The 21,232-nt window shown below is 39.1% G+C and carries 25 protein-coding genes and 1 tRNA gene; 4 read left to right on the top strand and 22 right to left on the bottom strand.

The window, feature by feature from the left end; all coding sequences use genetic code 11:
• Positions 1-137 precede the first annotated feature (137 nt).
• Positions 138-213 (top strand) — tRNA-Lys (locus ACYIAJ_RS01380).
• Between the two features lie 983 nt (positions 214-1,196).
• The gene (locus ACYIAJ_RS01375; protein ID WP_483557933.1) at positions 1,197-1,376 is read left to right on the top strand and encodes a ribbon-helix-helix domain-containing protein; all 180 of its coding nucleotides are present in this window, start codon (positions 1,197-1,199) and stop codon (positions 1,374-1,376) included.
• A gap of 40 nt (positions 1,377-1,416) precedes the next feature.
• Here the strand turns inward: ACYIAJ_RS01375 and ACYIAJ_RS01370 are convergent, their stop codons facing one another.
• The 22 genes from ACYIAJ_RS01370 to ACYIAJ_RS01265 form a co-directional block, all read right to left on the bottom strand.
• Positions 1,417-3,111, bottom strand: a complete 1,695-nt coding sequence (locus ACYIAJ_RS01370) for a hypothetical protein (protein WP_483557935.1) — start codon at positions 3,109-3,111, stop codon at positions 1,417-1,419.
• An 8-nt stretch (positions 3,112-3,119) separates the two neighbouring features.
• The gene (locus tag ACYIAJ_RS01365; RefSeq protein WP_483557936.1) at positions 3,120-3,704 is read right to left on the bottom strand and encodes a baseplate complex protein; all 585 of its coding nucleotides are present in this window, start codon (positions 3,702-3,704) and stop codon (positions 3,120-3,122) included.
• Positions 3,682-4,341, bottom strand: coding sequence for a hypothetical protein (locus ACYIAJ_RS01360; RefSeq protein WP_483557937.1), 660 nt, complete (start codon positions 4,339-4,341; stop codon positions 3,682-3,684). The genes ACYIAJ_RS01365 and ACYIAJ_RS01360 overlap by 23 nt, the downstream gene beginning before the upstream one ends.
• Positions 4,342-4,347: 6 nt before the next feature.
• Positions 4,348-4,953 (bottom strand): tail fiber assembly protein, encoded by a 606-nt coding sequence (locus tag ACYIAJ_RS01355; RefSeq protein WP_483557939.1) that lies wholly within the window; start codon positions 4,951-4,953, stop codon positions 4,348-4,350.
• 18 nt (positions 4,954-4,971) lie between these two features.
• Positions 4,972-6,600: a phage tail-collar fiber domain-containing protein gene (locus ACYIAJ_RS01350; RefSeq protein WP_483557941.1), complete on the bottom strand. Its 1,629-nt coding sequence runs from the start codon at positions 6,598-6,600 to the stop codon at positions 4,972-4,974.
• Positions 6,597-7,208: a phage tail protein gene (locus ACYIAJ_RS01345; RefSeq protein WP_483557942.1), complete on the bottom strand. Its 612-nt coding sequence runs from the start codon at positions 7,206-7,208 to the stop codon at positions 6,597-6,599. The genes ACYIAJ_RS01350 and ACYIAJ_RS01345 overlap by 4 nt, the downstream gene beginning before the upstream one ends.
• Positions 7,205-8,380 carry a baseplate J/gp47 family protein gene (locus tag ACYIAJ_RS01340; RefSeq protein WP_483557944.1) on the bottom strand — a complete coding sequence of 392 codons (1,176 nt, stop codon included), beginning with the start codon at positions 8,378-8,380 and terminating at the stop codon, positions 7,205-7,207. Before ACYIAJ_RS01340 ends, ACYIAJ_RS01345 begins: the two co-directional genes overlap by 4 nt.
• Complete coding sequence (locus ACYIAJ_RS01335; protein WP_483557946.1) at positions 8,373-8,699, bottom strand: DUF2590 family protein; 327 nt, start codon at positions 8,697-8,699, stop codon at positions 8,373-8,375. The genes ACYIAJ_RS01340 and ACYIAJ_RS01335 overlap by 8 nt, the downstream gene beginning before the upstream one ends.
• Positions 8,689-10,710 (bottom strand): phage tail tape measure protein, encoded by a 2,022-nt coding sequence (locus ACYIAJ_RS01330; RefSeq protein WP_483557947.1) that lies wholly within the window; start codon positions 10,708-10,710, stop codon positions 8,689-8,691. The genes ACYIAJ_RS01335 and ACYIAJ_RS01330 overlap by 11 nt, the downstream gene beginning before the upstream one ends.
• Positions 10,710-10,856 carry a DUF6890 family protein gene (locus ACYIAJ_RS01325; RefSeq protein WP_483557949.1) on the bottom strand — a complete coding sequence of 49 codons (147 nt, stop codon included), beginning with the start codon at positions 10,854-10,856 and terminating at the stop codon, positions 10,710-10,712. The genes ACYIAJ_RS01330 and ACYIAJ_RS01325 overlap by 1 nt, the downstream gene beginning before the upstream one ends.
• Positions 10,857-10,900: 44 nt before the next feature.
• Positions 10,901-11,158, bottom strand: coding sequence for a putative phage tail assembly chaperone (locus tag ACYIAJ_RS01320; protein WP_483557951.1), 258 nt, complete (start codon positions 11,156-11,158; stop codon positions 10,901-10,903).
• Between the two features lie 128 nt (positions 11,159-11,286).
• Complete coding sequence (locus ACYIAJ_RS01315; protein WP_483557953.1) at positions 11,287-11,634, bottom strand: hypothetical protein; 348 nt, start codon at positions 11,632-11,634, stop codon at positions 11,287-11,289.
• Complete coding sequence (locus ACYIAJ_RS01310; protein WP_483558403.1) at positions 11,627-11,986, bottom strand: D-Ala-D-Ala carboxypeptidase family metallohydrolase; 360 nt, start codon at positions 11,984-11,986, stop codon at positions 11,627-11,629. Before ACYIAJ_RS01310 ends, ACYIAJ_RS01315 begins: the two co-directional genes overlap by 8 nt.
• Positions 11,987-12,001: 15 nt before the next feature.
• Positions 12,002-12,283: a phage holin family protein gene (locus ACYIAJ_RS01305; RefSeq protein ID WP_483557955.1), complete on the bottom strand. Its 282-nt coding sequence runs from the start codon at positions 12,281-12,283 to the stop codon at positions 12,002-12,004.
• Between the two features lie 13 nt (positions 12,284-12,296).
• The gene (locus ACYIAJ_RS01300) at positions 12,297-12,755 is read right to left on the bottom strand and encodes a phage protein (protein ID WP_483557957.1); all 459 of its coding nucleotides are present in this window, start codon (positions 12,753-12,755) and stop codon (positions 12,297-12,299) included.
• 13 nt (positions 12,756-12,768) lie between these two features.
• Positions 12,769-13,881: a DUF2586 domain-containing protein gene (locus ACYIAJ_RS01295; protein ID WP_483557959.1), complete on the bottom strand. Its 1,113-nt coding sequence runs from the start codon at positions 13,879-13,881 to the stop codon at positions 12,769-12,771.
• Entirely contained in the window at positions 13,882-14,598 is a 717-nt protein-coding gene (locus tag ACYIAJ_RS01290; RefSeq protein ID WP_483557961.1) for a hypothetical protein, read from the bottom strand.
• Complete coding sequence (locus ACYIAJ_RS01285) at positions 14,588-15,064, bottom strand: phage tail protein (protein WP_483557963.1); 477 nt, start codon at positions 15,062-15,064, stop codon at positions 14,588-14,590. Before ACYIAJ_RS01285 ends, ACYIAJ_RS01290 begins: the two co-directional genes overlap by 11 nt.
• The gene (locus ACYIAJ_RS01280; RefSeq protein WP_483557965.1) at positions 15,061-15,513 is read right to left on the bottom strand and encodes a head completion/stabilization protein; all 453 of its coding nucleotides are present in this window, start codon (positions 15,511-15,513) and stop codon (positions 15,061-15,063) included. The genes ACYIAJ_RS01285 and ACYIAJ_RS01280 overlap by 4 nt, the downstream gene beginning before the upstream one ends.
• A 24-nt stretch (positions 15,514-15,537) precedes the next feature.
• On the bottom strand, positions 15,538-16,305 hold the full coding sequence (gene gpM, locus ACYIAJ_RS01275; protein WP_483557967.1) for a phage terminase small subunit: 768 nt from the start codon (positions 16,303-16,305) through the stop codon (positions 15,538-15,540).
• Positions 16,306-16,319: 14 nt separating this feature from the next.
• A complete protein-coding gene (locus ACYIAJ_RS01270) occupies positions 16,320-17,339 on the bottom strand; it encodes a phage major capsid protein, P2 family (protein WP_483557969.1) in 1,020 nt (339 codons plus the stop codon).
• A gap of 62 nt (positions 17,340-17,401) precedes the next feature.
• Entirely contained in the window at positions 17,402-18,241 is an 840-nt protein-coding gene (locus tag ACYIAJ_RS01265) for a GPO family capsid scaffolding protein (protein ID WP_483557971.1), read from the bottom strand.
• A 136-nt stretch (positions 18,242-18,377) separates the two neighbouring features.
• On the opposite strand from ACYIAJ_RS01265, the gene ACYIAJ_RS01260 reads away from it, so the two are divergent.
• The gene (locus tag ACYIAJ_RS01260) at positions 18,378-20,141 is read left to right on the top strand and encodes a terminase large subunit domain-containing protein (RefSeq protein WP_483557973.1); all 1,764 of its coding nucleotides are present in this window, start codon (positions 18,378-18,380) and stop codon (positions 20,139-20,141) included.
• 1 nt (position 20,142) lies between these two features.
• Entirely contained in the window at positions 20,143-21,201 is a 1,059-nt protein-coding gene (locus ACYIAJ_RS01255) for a phage portal protein (RefSeq protein WP_483557974.1), read from the top strand.
• Positions 21,202-21,232: the final 31 nt, after the last annotated feature.

The following is a 21,232-nucleotide window of genomic DNA, read 5'->3' as shown; positions in this document are numbered from 1 at the left end:
ACGCACTACAGTAAAACATAGACTTATTTAATAATCTAGCAATATTGAAATTTATCTCAAAATTTTAGTAAATAAAATGAGATTGGTGATTTGCATTATTGCTTAAACCTATATACAATGTATTCAAATATCTCAGTGGGTTGTTAGCTCAGTCGGTAGAGCAGTTGACTCTTAATCAATTGGTCGCGGGTTCGATCCCCTCACAACCCACCATTTATTTTATTTAAAATCAATATATTATATAAAATACCTTACCTTAAAAAATTCTGTAAAAATAGTAAGTGGCGGTAAAATGGCGGTGCGTTTTTATAATCGTGTATGATCCGTTTTATATTGTTAATAAATATATAAAGTCCCTGACTTCCTCGATTGTTTCAAATACACCGATTAGATCAAGAGAATCTTTTTTCAAAAAGACCCACCACTCATTTACCATAAGTGCCACGATATAACCCGATTCACAATTTCCTATATCAAACGATTCATCTATTAATATTGATATTTTCATATTATCCAATGTAATAAAATTTCAGTTATAATAATTTATAACAAATTGATATTAAATGAATATTATATTTTATTAATTTTGGGATCTAGGTTCCAAACATCACCTAAAATAAAAATATTATTATTTATCATTATATTAATTATTTAATACGATCTTTTTTATAAATTAAAACTGAAAAATATTGAAAAGTATTTCATTTATTTCAGTTTTATACGATCCTTTAAGATCCTTTTTTCAATAAGCCTTTGAGCTTTGTTTTGTAATAAAATCCAACTGAAAAAAATTTCATGCAAAAACCCTGTAGGCGGGTGCGGTGTAGCACGCTTTGGGTCACCCGATCGATTTTGTCCCCCGATTATTTATTTTTAATAATTCAGGTATAAAAAAATAGCCAATAGCTCAGGTGGATTATTGATTTATTTTGATTTTGTTTAAAAAAATATCTAGAAAAGTGTTGACTTTATTGGTAGGTGCATCTATAATTATAAACATCAGCAGGGTGCTGATAAAGCAAACCCCCAGCTTTCGATGGGGGCTTAAGGGAGAAAAAAGATGGTTAGGATCTTAATTCTCTTGGTTCTATTAACGGTATCATTACCAGTTTACTAGTTCCAATCAAAGGCGAGGTCGCACCCTCGCCGGCGACCTTAATATAACAACTGATTGACAAAAAATCAAGGTGGAACACATGGCGTTATCAAGAGCTGAAATTCAAAAAAGAAGTGATGAAAAAAGAGGAGTAAAACCAAAAGGGTATAAATTGTCAATTAATACAATAGAAATGATTACAGAGTTAAGCAAAAGTACAGGCAAATCGCAAGGCATGATTATCGAAGAAGCGATAAAGTTATATAAATGTTCACTATAAAAAAAGCCCACAAGCGTGGGCGAGGTGAGGGCACAACGTATTATTTTGCAATTACTGGCGAGTATTTTTTATCTAGATTTATTGCGTCCGTTTTAACGCCAACAATTGCGCCCGCGTTGGTTGGTGTGGTTGTGTTTGGGTGTGTATGTTGCGCTGTCAAATCAGCTAGCCGCTCAATAAGCTCTAACGTGTCTAACATCAATTGAGATACATTTATCTCGCCGCTACCGATCCAAACCTGCGGGGCTACGATTTCTTGTTTTGCGCCGGCGATGCTTTGGCGAATTGTTTTAATCTGTTCTTTGATTTCGTTTGCTGTGATATCAATTTTATTTTTTACTGATATCGTTTGATTGCCATTTATTGTTAATGAGTAATCAATACCGACAAACTGCACAAAATTCGAATTAGTCCCAACCGTGTAATCTTTTAGCGCCAGTTGCGTTATAGTGTTCGCAGATAACTTATAATTACTGTACGTGTTGATAGTATAATTAGCGTTAACTGTTGTTATTTTCGTTGTTGTTTGTTCAGTTGATGAATCGCTATTTAAACAATAATCACGGGCGTTATCTGTCACAGTCTGATCGCTTTCACGTATCATATTGCCGACGTTATCAATCTTTGTAAAAACCTCAGCACGCTGTTGCAATAAATGCTCGTCTTTTTTGATATTCGGCATTGTTTTATTGTTTGGGTAGATATTGCGTATAACCGGCTGATCAGGCTTACCATTGATGAAACCGATTTCCACTTCCGTGCCCTCCTCAGGGTAGTGGTACGATCCACCCTCGGATCCGATGTTGGTTACTGGTAAAGGTACCGCTTTATAAACCGGTGTCGTCGATTCTTTGCCGTTTTCATCTAATAACTGCACATTAACGGCGTACTTTGGGCGGAATGGTGTAGATATATCACCTAGATTGGTTTCGTCCGAAATTGCTACAACCTTGGCCATTTTTGACAGATGATAGCCGTCTGCTAGCTCTGGGAATTCTTTTTCAATTTGTCGCCGTGTTGCTGATTTTTTCCCGGCTTTGTCTTCAAAAGTTATTGTCATGTTATCGTTAATCAAATTGACAATAGAGACCTTTTTACCGTTGATTTTAACGCCCGGGCGAAGTTTTGGCACTAACGGAATTTCAACAATGTTAGATCCGGCGGTTGATGATGCGATTTTATTTAAATTATCACCCAAATTGATATCTTTATCATTAAAATAGCTATCGTTATAGCTACCGCAATAGATTTTGCCTGTCGGTGTTTGAAAAAAAGTATATTCGGGAATGTTGAAAGCTCTACCGATTTCTTGCAATAAGTGATAGCCAGTTCCCGCATGCTTAAAGTGTGGAATTTTTGTATTAACATAATCAGCGTCCGGCAAATTAAACTGTAACCCGTTTTTTGATGTTAAATACTCAGTAACAGCTTTTAACGTCGGATGTTGAAACGAACAATCAATTGTTTGCTTATAACAACCGATCAACTCACGAACAAAAAGCTTTTTGACGTTGTTTGCTGCTGTTTGTTCGCTTTCAATAAACCCGGTGAAAAATCTTTGTAAGTCGTTACCGTACCCAAGATTAATTTTTATTACTTTGTTCTTAAGTGATGTTTTATCTTTTTCGGGAATAGTAATAAAACCGCGTCCGCAAGCGTTTAACTCTAACACGATGTTACAATCAATAATCTGAATACGTTCGTTATTGATCATTGCATATTTATTAATCTTCATATTTATTCCTACGGTAATGCATCATTAAACACCCCAAGAATTTGTTCAACTTTGCCAGTTTGGGCGTTTTCGTCCTGCTCGGCAGGCACTTCTTCAATTATTGCGCCGACGCTCTCGTCACCATTTTCAACTGCTCGCTGTTGTGCTCTTGCCTCTCGCTTCTCGGGCACTGATTTACGTTCTGATAGCGTAAAACTAATTTGCCACGCAAGCAGTGTAGAATGAGGAGAAACCGAAACTTTGCCACTGAAAACAGCTTCACGTAAATTTATAACGTTAGCCGTGGCATTAGCAACACGATACAGCTTTTTAGCTCCGCCTTTTTCGGTTTGATATGACAATTCAATCAATCGGCTTAAGCGATCCGGTGTTGAATATTCAATTAACCCATTAATATTTAATTTCTTTGGTTTGATACCTTTTTCACTGCTATTTGTTGATGATGATTGCCCTGACTGGTCTTCTTCCGGCAAATCATACTCGGCAGAAATTGACGGGTTTTTTAATATAATAGATTCACCGTCAAGCGCTAATACAATATTATCAACGCTTCCCGCAGATCCGTTATTGTTAATCGATGAGTTTTCTATCATGTACTAAATCCAATATCGGTTTTAAGTTGTTATCTGAAAATGCCAGTAAAAAAGTAAAAATATGCTCTTTGTTGGGTAACTCTTTATGGAGATCACACGGCAAACCATGAAAAAATGTTATATCAATACTACCGCCAGTTAATGAAGCTGTTTTACTGGCAACTTTGTTTAAAACGGCTTCTTTTTGCTGTGCAAACCGCTGTAATTCACTCATTACGCTATTTATTGATGCTTTAGCGTCTTTTTGTGCCTCTTTTAACGTTTGACTGTTAACAATTGCACGCGTGTTACTTGATGATAACTGTTTTACAACTTTTCGATCAGCCGGATTCGGTATAACCATTTTTGTTACATCTAAATCTTGCACTGTTTTAGCCGTTCTCAGTGCTCGATTGATTTCCGGCAAATCCCAGCACTGGCTTAATGCTGTTAGCTTATTAATAAAACCGGCTTCTGTTACAGATGATATCAATATAACAGCAACTGGCGTTATGCTGTCGATTTTTGCTAATAACGCCTTGATTGCTTCCTCGGGTGATAAAAATTTGCTGTTAGTAATCTTGTACGGCTCAATTGCTACAGCTTCAAAGCTCATTGACTTATATTTTGCTAATGAAAACGTTTTATCACACCACACGATCGATTACTCCGGCTTTTCTGGCCAATCAATTGCTGGTGCAGTATCAACATCAATACGATTTAGTAAAGCACGATATTTTTTCCATGCTGCGTATAACGTTTTTTCTTCGTCTGTAGCTATTTCTGTGTCAATCGCATCTTGTAGATAATCAATTTGTGAGCTAGCTTCGCTTAATAGCTGTTTTTTCTGTGCTGTTGCTACAGCTACATAGTGTTGATGCTGTTTATTTTCATCTAACACCCATTTTTCACCGTCCCAGCTATCAAATTCGCTAGACGGTTTTAATAGCGTGTAATCTGCGGGAATATCGCCGATTTCTGTTACTGTTGATTCTGCACCATTTTCTATTGAGTAGATTTTTTTACCCCGGTGGTCGGCGGGGTATACCCACTTATCGCCATCCCTGATGATCGCTTTACCATCTTTAACCGGCTTTGGTGCGTCTAAATATGAATTAGCAGGCACGCCAACACCAACGGGTAAATACTGATATGTAGCACCCGAATACTCCCCCTTGGAATCAACATTATAAATCACAGCCCAACCCGCTTTTGTTGTTAGTCCGTTCTCGTCCAAAATAGCTGTTTCTGGTTGTAATTGATATTTCATTATATAAATCTCCTGATCTTATTCTGCTTTAACTATGTACATAAATGCGACGTTGCGCGGTCTAGTCTCGTTATCGCCCGTTAGTTCCGTCCAGCCAGTTTGCGGCGTTCCGTGCGTTACTGACGCCGTAATATTTCCCGCCGAGTTAAATGATGTTCTGGCATTAATCGCGTGATTATGACGCTGAATTGCAAAATTTTGCCAACTCAATATAACCCGGTACGGATCTGCTCCTTTACCATTATCCCAGCCCCGAATAAATTCACCGCGAAGGTCTGGCAACAGCCCCCAAGGATAAACACCGCCCAACCTTGGGAATTGATTTACATTGAATTGAGCGCCGTTGCATTCAAACCACCCCGCTGGCGGCCGATCGTGCGGCCACGGAAGTGGAATCCCAGATGGCAGTGTAAAATTTCTAATATATTGCTCTAAATTTAACACCCGATGCGCTGGGACATAACCTTCACCAAGGACACCATCTTCAGCAAAACCCCAAGGCAAATTTTTTCTTACAGAGTTATACATTCCCACAACGCCATCATCTCGAACAAGCAAGTAAAAACGTTTATCGTTAGAGTACACTCGTGACTCAACGCCTCCAGATGTGAATTTATCTGTTATCGCATTGATTCTATTGTGTGCGTTGTTCGCGTTGTTATCCGCTAATAGTGCGTTATTATTTGCTGCAACAGCATTATCATTCACTTTTTTTACAGCCCACACCGTAGCCGCCTCGGTTTCTGATGTGCTGTTAATTTCTGAACTGAGTTTAACTATTCCCACTTTTTCAGTTGTCGCATGATCGTACGTTGTGATAAATGATTTCGGTTTAACAACAACTAGCTTGCCGTTTGCGTCAACTGAAGCTACACGCTCAACATAGTGCTTAAATCCATCTTGTTCGTAATCACGTAAATTAGTGCCCGCAATTAAATTATAGTTTACAGACCATTCACCAGTTACAGCGCCAGTTAACCACGCATCAATATATAACGATTGATTGTTTTCAATTTCTATCGATGTTTGAGTGGCGTGCTCAACTCGCAAACCGGCAACATATGCCAAACCTGATGACACTGTTAATTGATTGCCATTTTTTGTTATTGCAAAACCGTCATGAATTGCTAATCGATTATATAAATCATAATTAGTTAATCGAATACGTTCATCTTCGCCAGCCAATCGTTTTGAATAATCGATCTGCCAAGTTTGGGCATTGACAGTAATACCCGTAGATTCAGATGCATTATCAATTTCTAACCAAATTGATTCTGTTATCGTATTACCCTGACGTTGTCCGGCAGTTTTTATTTTTCGTGTTAAATCAGTATGCATCACCATGCATAGCGTGTTAGTTTCTGCGTTGACAAGCCCGATATAGTTAAATGAAAAATCACCGATGCTAGTGTCAAGAATAACAGAATAAACCACAGTCTTATCATTCAATAACCCCGATTGCGTAACTGGTGCTGTATGTACTATTTGACTTGCGGCGGGCATTGAACCGTTAACATTGATTTCAGTGTCGCCGTTAATGCCTGAAACGTTAGCAAATATAACTTTATCTAGTTTTATCGCTTGCGACTTGCTCAACTGTTTTATAAAAAACTGTTCGCCCGTTTTTACTATTGCCGTTTTACTCATTGCTGTACTCCATTAAATTCTTTTACTTCACCAAATCCGCCAACTTTTAAAATTACTGTTGCTTGGTGTATTCGTTTAAAATTAAATTTAGAACCGTTGTAATGTTGATTGTTATTAAACTCGCCGCATCTAAATTTCATCGGCTGCACGTGAACAATTTCAAAAAAATAACGCCGACAGGTTCGGCCGTATTGCCTGATAATTTCCGTTAATAATTCACGATTATTTGTTAACTGATTATCAGATAATCGCAAGATGATAACGTCCCAATCATAGCCGTACTGGCGTTCTAGTATTTGAACCGTGCCGATTTCTAGCCGCTCAAATATATTTTTAAACCCAATAACCGATCCAGAATCTGCAGCATTGGCGTATGCGTATTTAATGCGTTTTCTGTATAACGTTAATGGCTCGTTATTTAGTCGTTTAACATCGCGTTGATAGGCATACAAAAATAATAATCGCTCGTCACATGTTAACGGGTCGAACTGCATAACTGGGAATTTTAACCATTGATACATACGATCCCAGTATTTAAGTGATGCATTAGCAAGCTTTAGCGGCTCGCCTTTGTTCATCCAAACCGGCAGCTTGATTTTTAATTTCATTCTGCGACCTCGGTATTTATTGTTAGAGTTCGAAGTCTTGGTACTTCTAGCTCGCTGACAATGTCGCCGATGTTAAATACAATCGAATGTAACTCGTTAAATTGCTCATGCAGTTCTTCGTTTAATTTTGAGATACTAAACCGTGAATACGCATTTACTTGCGTTACGTTATAGTCGTTATTCTGACGAAATGCGCAACGTATAAAATGCTCAACGTTTAATAGATATTGATTAATGTCGATCGGTTGTTGTTCACGTTCAAAATATAATGTAACAGCAATATCAATTTTCTTTTCAGGCACGGCAAAGCACTTTAAATCATCACCATGGCCACGGTAGCCTTGCCCCATGATGTAATCGTTAACTTTATCGATAAAATATTTTGAATCTACGCCGTCATTTAGCAATAGATATAAATTTGCTGTACCCGGACCTCGTGGAGCATCATGCACAAAATAAACTTGTTTTGTTGAAATCCCCGTAATTGTTGTCACAATGCCACGATATACGGCATCAGTATGATAGTGACCAACAAAGTTATACTGGTTTTTAGTTCTATCTCTTAAATCATCATCTGATTCAATGTTAGCACCCGGTAAGATCAACCAATTATCGTCATTAGTAACAGTTACACCGTCTATCTGTTCAACTAAAAAACGATAATAACCAGCAGCTAAGTTATAGTTTTCACCGCTGCCGACGGCCACTACTGGAATGCGTGCGACTTCAACACCTGCCGGTATGCTATACTCTTGAGTAGTTTGTAATTGATATGTAACGCCGTTAATTTCGGGCGAGCTAATCACAGTGCCTACAGGTATAACAACCGCCTGATTTTTATTTGCTTTAGTGAACAAAATTTCACCCGTTGCCAATGTTGCCGGCTTACGCTCTAAATTAACGGCATTAGCAAACAAATCTAAAAACTGACCGCTGGCCGTCATTAAAAACATATTCATTAATACATTTTTGATAAATGCATCTTTTAGCCAAATATATGGCCGTATCACAATCGCAGACATCAAACGCCAAAATGGGGAGTATTTCGATGTGTTTGTGATTAACCCCTCTGCTTTTGTCAATTCTTCGAACTCTTTACGAGCGGCGTTTTCGTCAACTGGCATACCATGATCGTGCAGTATTTTTTCAAACATTTTTTGATAATCAGCCATTGATCGTTACTCCAATTTTTCCAAAGTCGTACGTGTCAGCAGTCAGATAAAGCCGTTCTGCGGTTTCTTCTTTGATGTGCGCAGTGCCTGGTACTATGCGGCGATCGCTTTCGACTAATAAAATAATTTTAGTGAAAACGTCGTAACGCATAGTAGGGGATCGCTCTGCAACCAATTCAGTAGCTAAACCGCTTTCAATAATTGCATGTTTAATATCTTGCCCGATGCTTTGCTGATTTTTTGCTAAGTTCGGCTCATAACCGCTATTTAACGAAAAATCACGATCGGCAATGAGTAAATCAAAATACTTATCCGGCATAAAGCTGCTCCCATTCTTGCAGTTGGGCCGGCGTCATCGGCTGCGAATTATTGATCGTGACTGACTGAATATTCTTACTATTATCGATATTTTGCGATTTACTGTTTTGAATCTCTTTTGACAATCCACCATGATCGATGTCACGCACGATCGTACTAGTAATCGGTGATTTTGCAGTGCCGATCGGCGATTCTTCGGGCGCGTCGATTTTTTCGTATTCAAGCAGCTCAATGTTAACGCCCGGGACATAATTTAAGCCTTTAATAATATCGTTAATTACATCTATTCCCTTGTTTTTAATTATTTTAAAAGCATCCCAAAATGCTTCTTTCAATGCATCGCCGACTTTTGAAAATGCGTCAGCATTAGTAAAAAACTCAACAAAACTATCCCAACCGGCTGTTAAATCATCTATTGTTGATAAAAATGTATCGCCGATAAACTCAAAAACACAGCAAACAGCGTCCGATAACACGTTGAATGCAGCAATAAGCACTTGAATATATATAGAGTCTTTTATACTGTCCCAAAATTTACACACCATAGCGATCGCATTAGAAAGTAGAGAAAACCAGATAATGATCCCACCTTTGACAATTTTAAAAAGAAAGAAAAACATTTTTGCGGTGAATTTTAAATAACCGGATATCATCTTAAACGCCCACGTTTCACTAAACGCAGCCCATAGCACTTTTACTTTTTCAATCACCCAATTAATTGCGTTACCGATCTGTTTACGAAAAACCCAACAAATAGCAATCACGGCAGCAATCCCGATAATAATTAGTGTTATCGGGGAAAGTAGTAACGATATAACACCCGAAATAATTGCAAACACAGCAGCAACACCCGCCAAACTTATAAGCGCGACGGTGACTATGCCGATCCATTTAGCAATATTTGGAAACATTTCCAGCCACTTAGCAAATTTGCCGATAATGCCACCAATAGCATTCATAACCGGCATTAAAATCGGTAATACTGCACGCCCAATAGACTCTTTAATATTCATAAATTGAGCATTAATGCGCTCCAACGGTTTAACATTACCTTGAGCCATCTTTTGCATTAATTTAAAATTCCGCCCCTTACCAATTTCTTTGACGTGTTGATTTAATTCATCTGAGTTATTCGCCAAGGTTTTTACAATATCAGCACCCGCACCAAGGGCTTTATCTAATAACTCCTGTGCTTTAATGTTTTTTGATAAATCCTTGCCAAATTTACCTTGGATTTTGTCAATAATTTCAGGCATTGACAGCATTTTGCCGTTAGCATCAGCAAACGATAGTCCGAGTTCTTTCCCCGCTTTGCCTAAATTTTTGTACAGCGCGGCATATGACCCCGCAGCACCTGCACCAAGGCTTTTACTTGCCATACTCAGAACAACAGCTTGCTCTCCCATGCTTACGCCGTTATTCGCCGCCGTGCCTTTGGTTTTTTGCATCATGCTTTGCAGTTGCTGGGTTGACACGTTAAAATTATTTTTAGCGTATGCAGCAATACCCGCCGCATGACGTGCAAAATTTAACTGGCCGATTTTATTAACTGTGCCTTTGTAGCTCGCTGCCATTTGCTCAATGTACGCGGTTGATGTGTCCACGCTTTCGCCGGTTGCTTTTGACAGCATATTCATCGCAGCTACAGCGTGCGGTACGTCTGCATCACTAATGCCCGATAACGCACCCTTGATTGATGATGCTGAGTTAACAAAATCAAGCGCACTTGTGCCATATTCTGAGCTGAATTTTTTTGCCGCTGTTCGCAATTCATTAATTGACGAAACACCGCCCAAGCTTGCGTTTTTTAATGCCCGATCCATTTCTTCGGCGGGTGAGAGTAAACCAGTAATGCTTTTAGCAACAGCGAAAAGGGCAATACTGCCGCCGCCAATTTTTTTAAATGAGCTGGCAGCAGTTGCGTTAAATGACTTAAATTGCGATTGTACGCGTTTAAGCGGCGCAGTTACGCGATCAGTTAATCTAATTGTAAAATCTAATGATGATGACATTATTTAACACCTTTAAAAGCTTTGCCGATACCGTTTGCTACTGCTGCCGCTTGTACCTCTGCTAAATGATTATCTAGCCACGCCGCACGGGCGAGATTTTCGCTACTATCATCCTCAGCCGGCAGATAGTAGCGTCGTAAAATCAATAATTGTTCTAACGAATTCTTCTCAATTCTACTTACTCGCCGATTTAGTTTTTTACTTCGATCTCTAAGTCGGGCGCATATTGTTTGATAAGTTTTTCATTAATCTGTAATGCTGCGCCAATATGATTTTCTAAAATTTCGTTTAAAACCTCTTTACACTCTGGCACAACAGTACGACGTAAAAAGTTTGTTGCCGGTGCAATTTTGTCGTTCATCGTGACATCGTTGATATACGTGTTATAAGCTAACTTTGTTGGTTTAAAAGTAATATCTTTGCCGCTAATTGTTAATGTGATTTCCATGTTGTACCTCGTTTATTGTTTCTACTAAAGTGTTATGCCTAAGTGCGCAGTCGATATAAATACTGCGCCATTCAATTAGTGCATTTTGTATTGCCGTTGTTGTGTTGTTCTCAATTTTCGGCAATATTTCAACGCACCTTGTTAATGTGTTTTGTTGATAAAATTTGCTCGTAATCTGCTGTTTGTTTGTTGAACAGCTCGACAAAATCACGACTAATGCAATTGCTATTAACAGCATTGCCAAAGGTCTGCGCTTTCTTGTTATTTTGTCGTTCATACGTTTTTACCTGTTGTAATTTAGTTTCTAGCTCTTGCGATTTATTGTTAATAACTGATTGTTGTTGCTTTGCTTCAAAATTCAGCTTGTTTATTTGTTTTAGTGATTTGCTATCGTGTTGTAATGATGAAAAATAAATACCAAAACAAAAAATCAATAATACAAGCAACACAATAATCGCCAGATTGTATTTATTCATTTGAACCCCAGCGAGCTTTAACTACCCGAACATCAATATGGGTAAATGTAATATATCGACCAATGCCGAACTTATCCGGGTATTTTGATTCTAAATAATCGGCCACGGTTTTCGGTTTAATGCCTTTTACTTTGATATCAGCAGCATTACCCAAAACGTGTTGGCTGTGCTGTTTTCCGCCTACTGTGTGATTGTGCTGCCTGCAACGGCAACCGCTAGTAATTATTGTTGGGGCATTAAAATGATTTCTGACATCCTCCAAAACTTCAACAAGGGACGGATTGACATCATCAAAACAGCAACCACACTTACATGCAAATTCTGAGCGTTTAAAGTGTTCTGACAAATTCATCAATTTCATCAATTTTTATCCTTTTGTTTTCTTATCAATATAAGTAATAACCACCCATTCGATGAGCGAATGCCCTAAAATGCCGAGCAGCGCCGCAGCACCAACAATAACAAGTTGAGACGCGGCAGGGTGGGGAATCATGATTAACCCGGCTATCAGTGATGACCCCGTTCCCAGCAACGACCGGCCAATCACTTTGCGCCATGTAATCGCTTCATCACCGGCCAGCAACTTAGCTATACCAAGCATAAAGCCCACTAGTCCGATTTTTACCAATAGTGAATCTTCATCAGTCATTGTCGGAATCCGCCTAGTTATTTAATAAATTGCGTGTATCGGTCGCTGACAAATACGGCACGCCGTTAATGCTAACAAAATCTGGCGATGTCACTATATAATCAATAGTATGCGTAGTTTCATCATCACCGCTTTTATCCGCATTTAACAAATCCGAAATTTTTAGCTTGCAGCCGAATGCCTCTATTTTTTGTGATTCGTCCCCAGTATCTGCATAAAACATAAAATCAGATGCGGGCATAGCACGAAACGACCCAAAACTTCTAGCTATCGCTACCAGCTTATTAAAATACTTACTAGTCAACGTGATAGAGCCTTCCGCTGTTACCGATCCAGCTATATGCCCATCTGGCACGCCGTTAGTTGATGCAACGGCACTATTATCAGTGATAGTTAATGTCACACTTTTAACTTGTATTAATTCACCGCCAAAATTGACGTCAAACGATTTCCCTGTAATTCTTGAACCCATTTTATACTCCTGATTACTGATCTAAGGATGCATCAAGCATCAGACTGATAGTGATTTGCATTGGAATATCACGCGTGCGCACAACTGCATAAATATCAACGGTTTTGGGTGTTTTCCACGTGATAACAATGTCGCCATCTTTTGGCTTTTTAACTTCACCCGGAAATTCAATGCCGTTAATCTGTGATGTTATTGACATCTCACGCATCGGCTTAGCAAAGTATTGCTGATGTACAGCTATCGAATTAGCTGAGCTATTGAATGAGGCATCGGCAATTTTGGCGATCGCTAATAATCGAATTTTACGTGCGACTTTATCGATAACGCGTACTGTCTCGGCTGATTGATAATCACCACCCTCAACGTCTAATGTGCGATCGTCTGCCCAATAAATGCCGTCGTAATCTGGATACCACATTGGCACACTGTAACGATTTGCGTTTAGTGTTTGCAATGTAGCTAGCGGTAATTCAACCCCCGCGGAATCGACCGGCAAAGTGTCACTACCTAAATTGCTGACTGCGCCAGTTTTAACGCGTGCCAGTGCATCGGCGATAGTTACCGAGCGGTTACATGAACGCCCGGCGTTGACAAACGGTTCATTGCCCCAAATCATGGGTATAAGTGTAATTGCATATTCAGCAATACCGTTTTGCAATGTAGCCAATCGTGATTCATATCGTGCCCACGTTTCGTTTGGTTGCAGTCCCTCAATACCCAAAATAAACCGAACCCAACGGCCATACTTAGCAATTAAATTCTTGCGCAAACTGATCGCTTTGTTGATTTCGGCTTTCGTGTTGATATTTTCAGCATAAACAACCGCTTCAAACGATCCGATTTTTTGGGCTTGCATTACAGCATCAGTCCAATCTTGCCCGTCGTTTAAAATAGCAATACTGGCAAACCAGTTTTGCCCTGCGTTTTCTAATGCAGCCAACACGCCTTTTTTTAGCGCACTGTCATCATTACCCAACACGCCATTAAAATCAGTTTGGGCATTGACTGAAATAATTTGCCCTTTATTTTTGCCCGCATTGCCGATAAACAAAAATCGGCGTTCTACTTCGTCGGTTTCGCCCTGCAGTAGATTTAATTGATTAATTGTAATTGTTGGCCAAGTCATTTAATTTTTACCTCGTTTTATGTTTTGGGCTTTTACATCCCAGCCAAAGCTAATATTTTTAAGCTGTCGTTCTAATATTTTGGAAAATTCATTATCAGTCATACCCATAAATGCACGGCTAGGAATTTTTACTGACCAAAACTGCTTAACTAGCTCATCGACCATTCTTTTTATCACTACGCCCGCCTGTGCCTTTGAATAATTTTCACGAAGCCACTTAACCGATGATTTAACTTCTTTTCCTTTTCTTGAGTGCGTATGTCCCAGCTCTCTTAATTTTTTAATTTGTTGTTTTGTAATCGAACCCTTTTTTTTGCTATTAGATTGCTTTTTAAATTGCTTAGCATTTTGTCGAATTGTCCGCCCATTTTGTTGCACATCAGCAACTACACCGATTGGGATATTTTTATCCGACGTGCTTTTATAATGTCCTTTAAAATAGAGTTTTACAGCTTCAATCGCCGGCATTTCTCTAACCGCTATATGTTTAGCTATTTTTTTCAAAAGCGGGCTTTTACGCTTGCCTTTCCTTTCTTTAAAATCAGAACCATTAAAGTCTTTCTGTTCTTTAATATTCCTTTTTATTGCCGGAATCATGCCCAGCTTTGCTATACGCCACAAAAGACGTTGTTTTTTCTTTGGTGGCATCTCAAGCTTTTTAATAGCTTCTTGTAACTCTTTTAGTTGAGCTTTGTTTAATTCGCCACTAATTTGCATTAACATTCACCTGATCCGGATGTGCCCAAACGCTTGTAAGTCCGAGCTTGTAACGCTTGCCTTTATACGGTATTGATCCGTTCTCATCCTCGATTAAAGTGATATCTTCTGACAACGGTACAGCAATCATTAAGTAAGCGGTTTGTTCGTCGTTTTCTGAAACGTCAATATCAGGATTAACATTATCAAATTGCGCATCGTCCCGGTTTTTGCTTTCAAGCCAACACATAACCAACGCGAAGACAAGGCACGGGTCATAAATTCGGTACGGGAATTCGTCAAATGTTATTACCGCATCGTATTTCAGTTTTGCGCATAAAAGTTGCTCCGTCGGCTGTTTTGTTACAAGCTTAAATACGCGATCAATTTCCAAATTGTCCATAAATGAGCTGAACGTCAAACCGCTATGACTGCGTGGTTTCAGGTTATCGACTAAGTGTTTGGTTAATTCCGTTAATAAACTCATATTAATTCCACCGAACTACGACGATAGCCCAAAATGGCTCTAATTGCTCTTGTACCCTCTGCTAACAATTTGCTTTCCATTTCGTTTTGATTTGCGTCAATTTGTTGTTTAACATTTGAAATCGCCACAAACTCACCGATTAAATCAGCTTTTGCACGTGAATAAACTGCCTTTTTATACAGCGCAGTAACGCTATTTATACCATCTGAATTAATTCCCTTAATGTCATTTATTGCGCCCACGCCGCCGGCAACGTGTTTGGTTTTAAATCGCTCTAATGAGATATTGACCTCGCTAATTGCCGTTAATAACGCATCTCTGATTAAATCCGCGCTAACTGCTGCTGTAATGCTGCGCGACTTTTGAAAGTCGGCAATATTGATATCTGGCCAAAAACCATCATTCTGGATAATGATTTCTTGGTAATCGATTTCTAAACCGTTAAACATGACTATCCTTAAAAAAGCGCCCGTTCAGGATTTGAAAAGATGATTTAGAAAATCTCTTTTTTCATCCTGTGGGCGCTGGCTCGCTGTGTAGTCTGGATCGGATAACGCCCGAATTCGGCTAGCAATGCCAGCTCGCATAGTTTTAACTTGTGCATGCACATGCATAGCTTCAGCTTGTGCCAATAATTGATCCGCTTTTTCCAATACTTCTATATCATCAACCGCAGTAGCGCGGGGTTGTCCTTTTTCGTCACGTAAAACAAACAGCCCAGCAAATTTAAACCACTTACTTTTTATTTTTTCATGTATGCGCCATTCATAAGCTACTTTGTTAAAAATCATTGAAAAATACGGCTCAATTGCATTCCCTTGCTCCGCTTGCTGTTCCGCCCAAGAATAAATCTGATCGGCAACAAATGCGGGGAAATGGCTTTTTATATTGTCAGGGGTTGGTTGATTTTGTTTTATAGCAATAAACGCCCATTTGATTGCCAAATCAAACTCACCAACATCAAATAACCACACAATGCAATAACTTAAAATTGGATTTCGATAAGCTTCCCCCTGCTCAATGTAGCTTTGAGCATAAGGTTGCCAGCGCGGTAATAGTACGTTGCGTTTTTCTTCAATCCGTTCTTTGATGGTTGGCAGCGACCGCAAATACTGGGCATCTTTTTTTAGTGCTTCATTTAAAACATGCAAACTAAGTGATGACGAACAAACCGCAGCTTGTGGTTGCATTTCGTTTAGTGTTTGTACTTTGGTTCGATGCCTTTGCATTGGTGATAACATGCCAACCCTCTTTTTTACAGCTGATTAACTTCCGCCGATTGCTCGCCCTCGATTGTGACAGCGTTTTCATCAATTGCGGCATACAGTTCAGGTATTTCTAGCGCATAGCCTTCCATTCGCCAGTATTTACTTTCGAACGCTTCGCGATCTTGAACGTCTTCGGCTGCACGTCGGCGAGTATTACGCTGCGTATAAATGTGTAAATTTTGTAATGTAGTGACAACCATACGCTTGCCCGGCATGAATGGCGGGATATATGCCGGCATACCCGCTACAGAATCAGATAGTAACTGAGCGGCGATTTTTTCAGTCGGCTTATCAGCTTGCTGATATAGTCGGAATGATTCAGCGGCAACCAGATCCGTACCAACTAACACAACTAAGCGAGGATCAAAACGAAACTCTGGGCGAATGCTGTTTTTTAGATCTGACGCCATTGCATCTAATGATTTATAATCACCATTTTTACCTAAAGTAACCGGATCTGTCAGAACTTGCTTGCCGCCTTGCCACTCTTTCGCAATTTGATGCCAGCCTTTATTAACATCCTCCCCGTTAGGATATGTATCTGGATCTGTTTCATCGGCAATGTGTGTACCGTTAAAGCCGATCCGCAGCATATCTAACCCAAAAGACTGCTCTATAAATGTTTGTACCAAACTAAAGAATTCATTTTCAGCCCCCGAGTTCCCCCACTGGCTAAGTAGCTCCCACGTCAGTACTGCGCAAGAATCCGTTTTTGATAATTTATATTCATTACCCTCAATGCCAACCTTACGGCTAAAGCGAGCATCTTTTTTGCGACCAGTATATAATTGTGATACACCTGTTCGAACAACTTGCCCTACAATTTGATCGACATCTGCGCAGTAGATTTTTGATAAAAATTCAACCTGATGCATGATCGCTTGTCGTAGTCGTGTTTCTTGGGGCGGAGTTAATGAAAACAACTTCTTAACATCAGCACGTTTACTAGCTAATGAAAAATTATGTATATATTTTGCCAGCATTTGCTCGGCATTTTGATTTAGCATATATAATCCTGTTTTACCTGTGATTGTGATACTTTATTGGATAAACCTGTTAAAACCGGCATTTAAACAAACATTTTTAAATCAGCACCAACGGTTGGTTTTAAGTCCGGGGTTGGTGTTGAGCTAAATGTCATTGCTCGACTGAATTTTTTTTCTAAAGCATCGAATTTTTTTGTTAACTCAACATTTGCTTTTTTTAAAGCAGTAAATTCCTCTTTAGATACTTCGCCGGTTACTTCTTCTGCGACGGTTTCGGCTTGTTCTGATGTTTCACTTGCAAGCTCTGTTAATTCTTCCGCAATTTTTTCGGCTTTTTCCGCGTCTTTTTCAGCTAATGCGGCTTCTAGCTCTTCAATTTTTTGGGCTTGAGCCGCTAACTGTTCTTTTAGCTCTTGAATTTCTTCTTCTGTCATTGTGTTGGATCCTGTGTTTTGTTGTTCAGTAGATAAACTAAATTCGTGTAGTCCTGTGTAGGTGTTCCCACGTTCCTTACTAAATTTCAGTTGTGATATTCCCGGTAATGCGGGCTGATCAGTAACAGCCAACCCAGTTAAATAAAACTGACCAACATCGGGAAAGTCGGAGGTAATCTCAACGGAGCAAAATAGCTTTTGATTGTCGTCGTTTAATGCTAATAAAAATTTATTTGCCGCTAATTTTGCATACAGTTTTAGCTTACCGTCTTCTTCTTCGGTTTTCAGTTCTAGCACTAAACCTAGATTTGACTGGTACACACGATCTAAGGGGTGGTTGTGCTCATTCCAAATTACAGCACTATAAAAATCTGAATTGTAATTTTGTGCGGCGCTGGCCAACCATTCCCGCATCATTTCCCGCCCATCTACTGAGCGCCCCTCTGTTGCGATACATAACCAATCACTTTCTTTTAATTCTTTTGCCATTGTTAGATAACATTAATTAATCTTGTGGTTAGATTAAAATGATTTTAGTGTGTTTGCACGCTGACTATTTCGGATATAACCCTATAACCGAAAAGGGTTTGATGCGAGTTTAGCGGATAACAACGACAATAACCGCATGAAACGATATAACCCCGAAATTAAACGAGCGGCGTATACGTTATATTTAAAACGTTATACACCTAAAGAAATCGCCAAAGCGTTAAATCTGCCGAATGCGCGGATCGTATACTACTGGGCTGAAAAGCACTGCTGGGCATCAATGTTAAAAGAGGAGGCGGTCGAAGATGCAATAGATCGACGACTTACTTTGTTAATAGAACGAGACAATAAAAATCAATTAGAATTAGATGAAATTGAGCGATTAATTGAACAGCAATGTAAATTAGTTCGAGCAAAACAAAAAAACGCACCGGTTTTTAATGTTGATGAAACAAACAACAACGAACAGCAAAATAATGGAGCGGACAAGCAAACTAAAAAGCGCAAGAAGCCTAAAAAGAATGATATTTCACATCTAACAAAAGATGATTTTGATAGGGTAGCTAGTGAAATTTTATATAAACATCAGCTATACGTTAGGGATAACCTTGGCGAGCATAGACGGCGATTTATTCTAAAAAGCCGGCAGATAGGTTTTACCTTTTATTTTGCATTTGAAGCATTTGAAGACGCAGTGTTAACGGGTAATAACCAAATATTTGTATCATCATCAAAACCGCAAGCCCGTGTTTTTGCTATGTATATTAAAAAAATAGCGGAGCAGTTTTTTGATGTGCAGCTAAAAGGTGGGGATTTAATTACATTAAGCAATCATGCAAACTTAATTTTATGCGCTAACAATGTATCAACAGCACAAAGCTATGCCGGTAATGTTTATTTTGACGAAGTTTTTTGGATGTCTAAATTTTCCGATCTGTATACTGCAGCATCAGGAATGGCGACACAAAAACAATACCGGGAAACGCTATTTTCAACACCGAGCACAAAAACACATCCGGCATATAAAAAATGGGTAGGGGAAGAATGGAAAGAGGGAGATCAAAAGCGTAAAGATATTGAATTTCCAAGTGATGAATCGTTACGCATGAATGGCACGGTTTGCCCTGATAAATTTTGGCGGTTACTGATTACATTAGAAGACGCAATAGCGCAAGGCTTTGATTTGGCTGATATTGATGATATACGTGAATCTAAAAGCGCAGAAGCGTTTAATATTCTATATTGCTGTAAATTTGCTGATGGCGGCAGAAGCGTATTTAATTTTGATAAATTACAAAAATGTGTTACTGATTCGGCATTGTGGCAAGATTTCGATGCTAATGCCGATCGACCATTCGGAAATAGGGAGGTTTGGGCAGGTTTTGACCCAAGCCGCACGAGGGATAATGCGACATTTGCCGTTGTTGCCCCGCCATTGCATGAACTGGAAAAATTCAGAGTATTAGAAATTTATCAGTGGAAAGGTCTTAATTTTAAACATATGGCCAACAAAATAAAAGAAATTAAAGCTAAGTACAGAATGACCTACATCGGGGTAGATATTACAGGGATCGGGTACGGTGTTTATGAGCATTTACAAACGTTTGCACTGCGTGAAACAGTACCCATTCATTACGATGTGAGAACAAAAAATCAATTGGTTTTAAAAATGATTGATGTTGTTGAAAGTGGGCGCATAGAGTGGGGCGAGGAACTAAACGCATTAAATGCGTCCTTTTTATCTATTGAGCAAGTTGCAACACCAAAGTCAAACATGATCACCTACGCCGCCAGCCGATCAGAATCAACAGGCCACGCCGACGATTTTTTTGCAATTGCCCACGCCGTTTATCGCGAACCGCTCAACACAAATAAAAAGCAATCAAAATGGATAATATAAAATGAAAAATTCTTTACAAAAATTCAAACGAACACCGAGCCAAACTAATACAAAAAAAATGAGTGTGATCACATTTGAGCAACCCGAGACGGTACTTACCGACTTAACTTATTATCAAAGTGTGCGCAATGAATACGAAAGCGAATGCTACACCACACCCGTAGATAGATTAGCATTATCACAATTACCCAGTATCAACTCACAACATGGCGGTATTGTTTATGCTCGCCGAAATATGTTATTAAGCACTTTTATTGGCGGCGGACTCAGCTATCAACATGCGTTAGAGTGCTTTTTAAATCTGATTGTTTTTGGTGATTTACCATTATTAAAACGCCGTAATATTTTTGGCCAAGTTACCGAATTATACCCGCTCATGTCGCTTTACTTTAGAGTAAAAAAAGATGCTACTGAAACACAAATCGGCGGATATGTATTACCACAAAAAAACGGCTCAATTACATATGATCCAGGTGATGTAATTTATATTCGTCAACCAGACACTACCCAGCGCATTTATGGACTACCGGATTATATGGGTGGCGTAAATAGTGCAATGCTCAATAGTGAATCTACAATGTTCAGACGAAGATATTATAATAACGGCGCGCACATGGGTTACATTTTTTACGCAACTGATCCAAATTTAAGCGACGAACTGGAAGAAGAAATAAAAGAAAAAATTGCAAAAAGTAAAGGCGTTGGTAACTTCCGCAGTATGTTTATCAATATACCAAATGGCAGCCCGGATGGCGTAAAACTGATCCCGGTCGGCGACATGAGCGCAAAAGATGAATTTGCTAACATTAAGACGATTTCGTCACAAGATTTATTAAATGCGCACAGATATCCGGCGGGGCTGGCGGGTGTTGTTGCGCAGAATGGCAGTAATAATGGTGATATTGATAAATTACGTAAAAATTACATGGCGACAGAGACGAAAGTACTGCAAGATCTAATTACTGAAACTATAAACCATGATGACGATATCCAACGTTCACCATTTAAAGATAAATTGTTGTTAAAATTCGAAAAAATAGCACCATTAACAAGTGAGTAAATAGAAAATTATGATATAATAGGCTTGTGTG

The sequence above is a fragment of the Gilliamella sp. X-46 genome (assembly GCF_057063525.1).
Note: the sequence above shows the minus strand (reverse complement) of the source record. Positions and strands in the feature narration are given on the sequence as shown.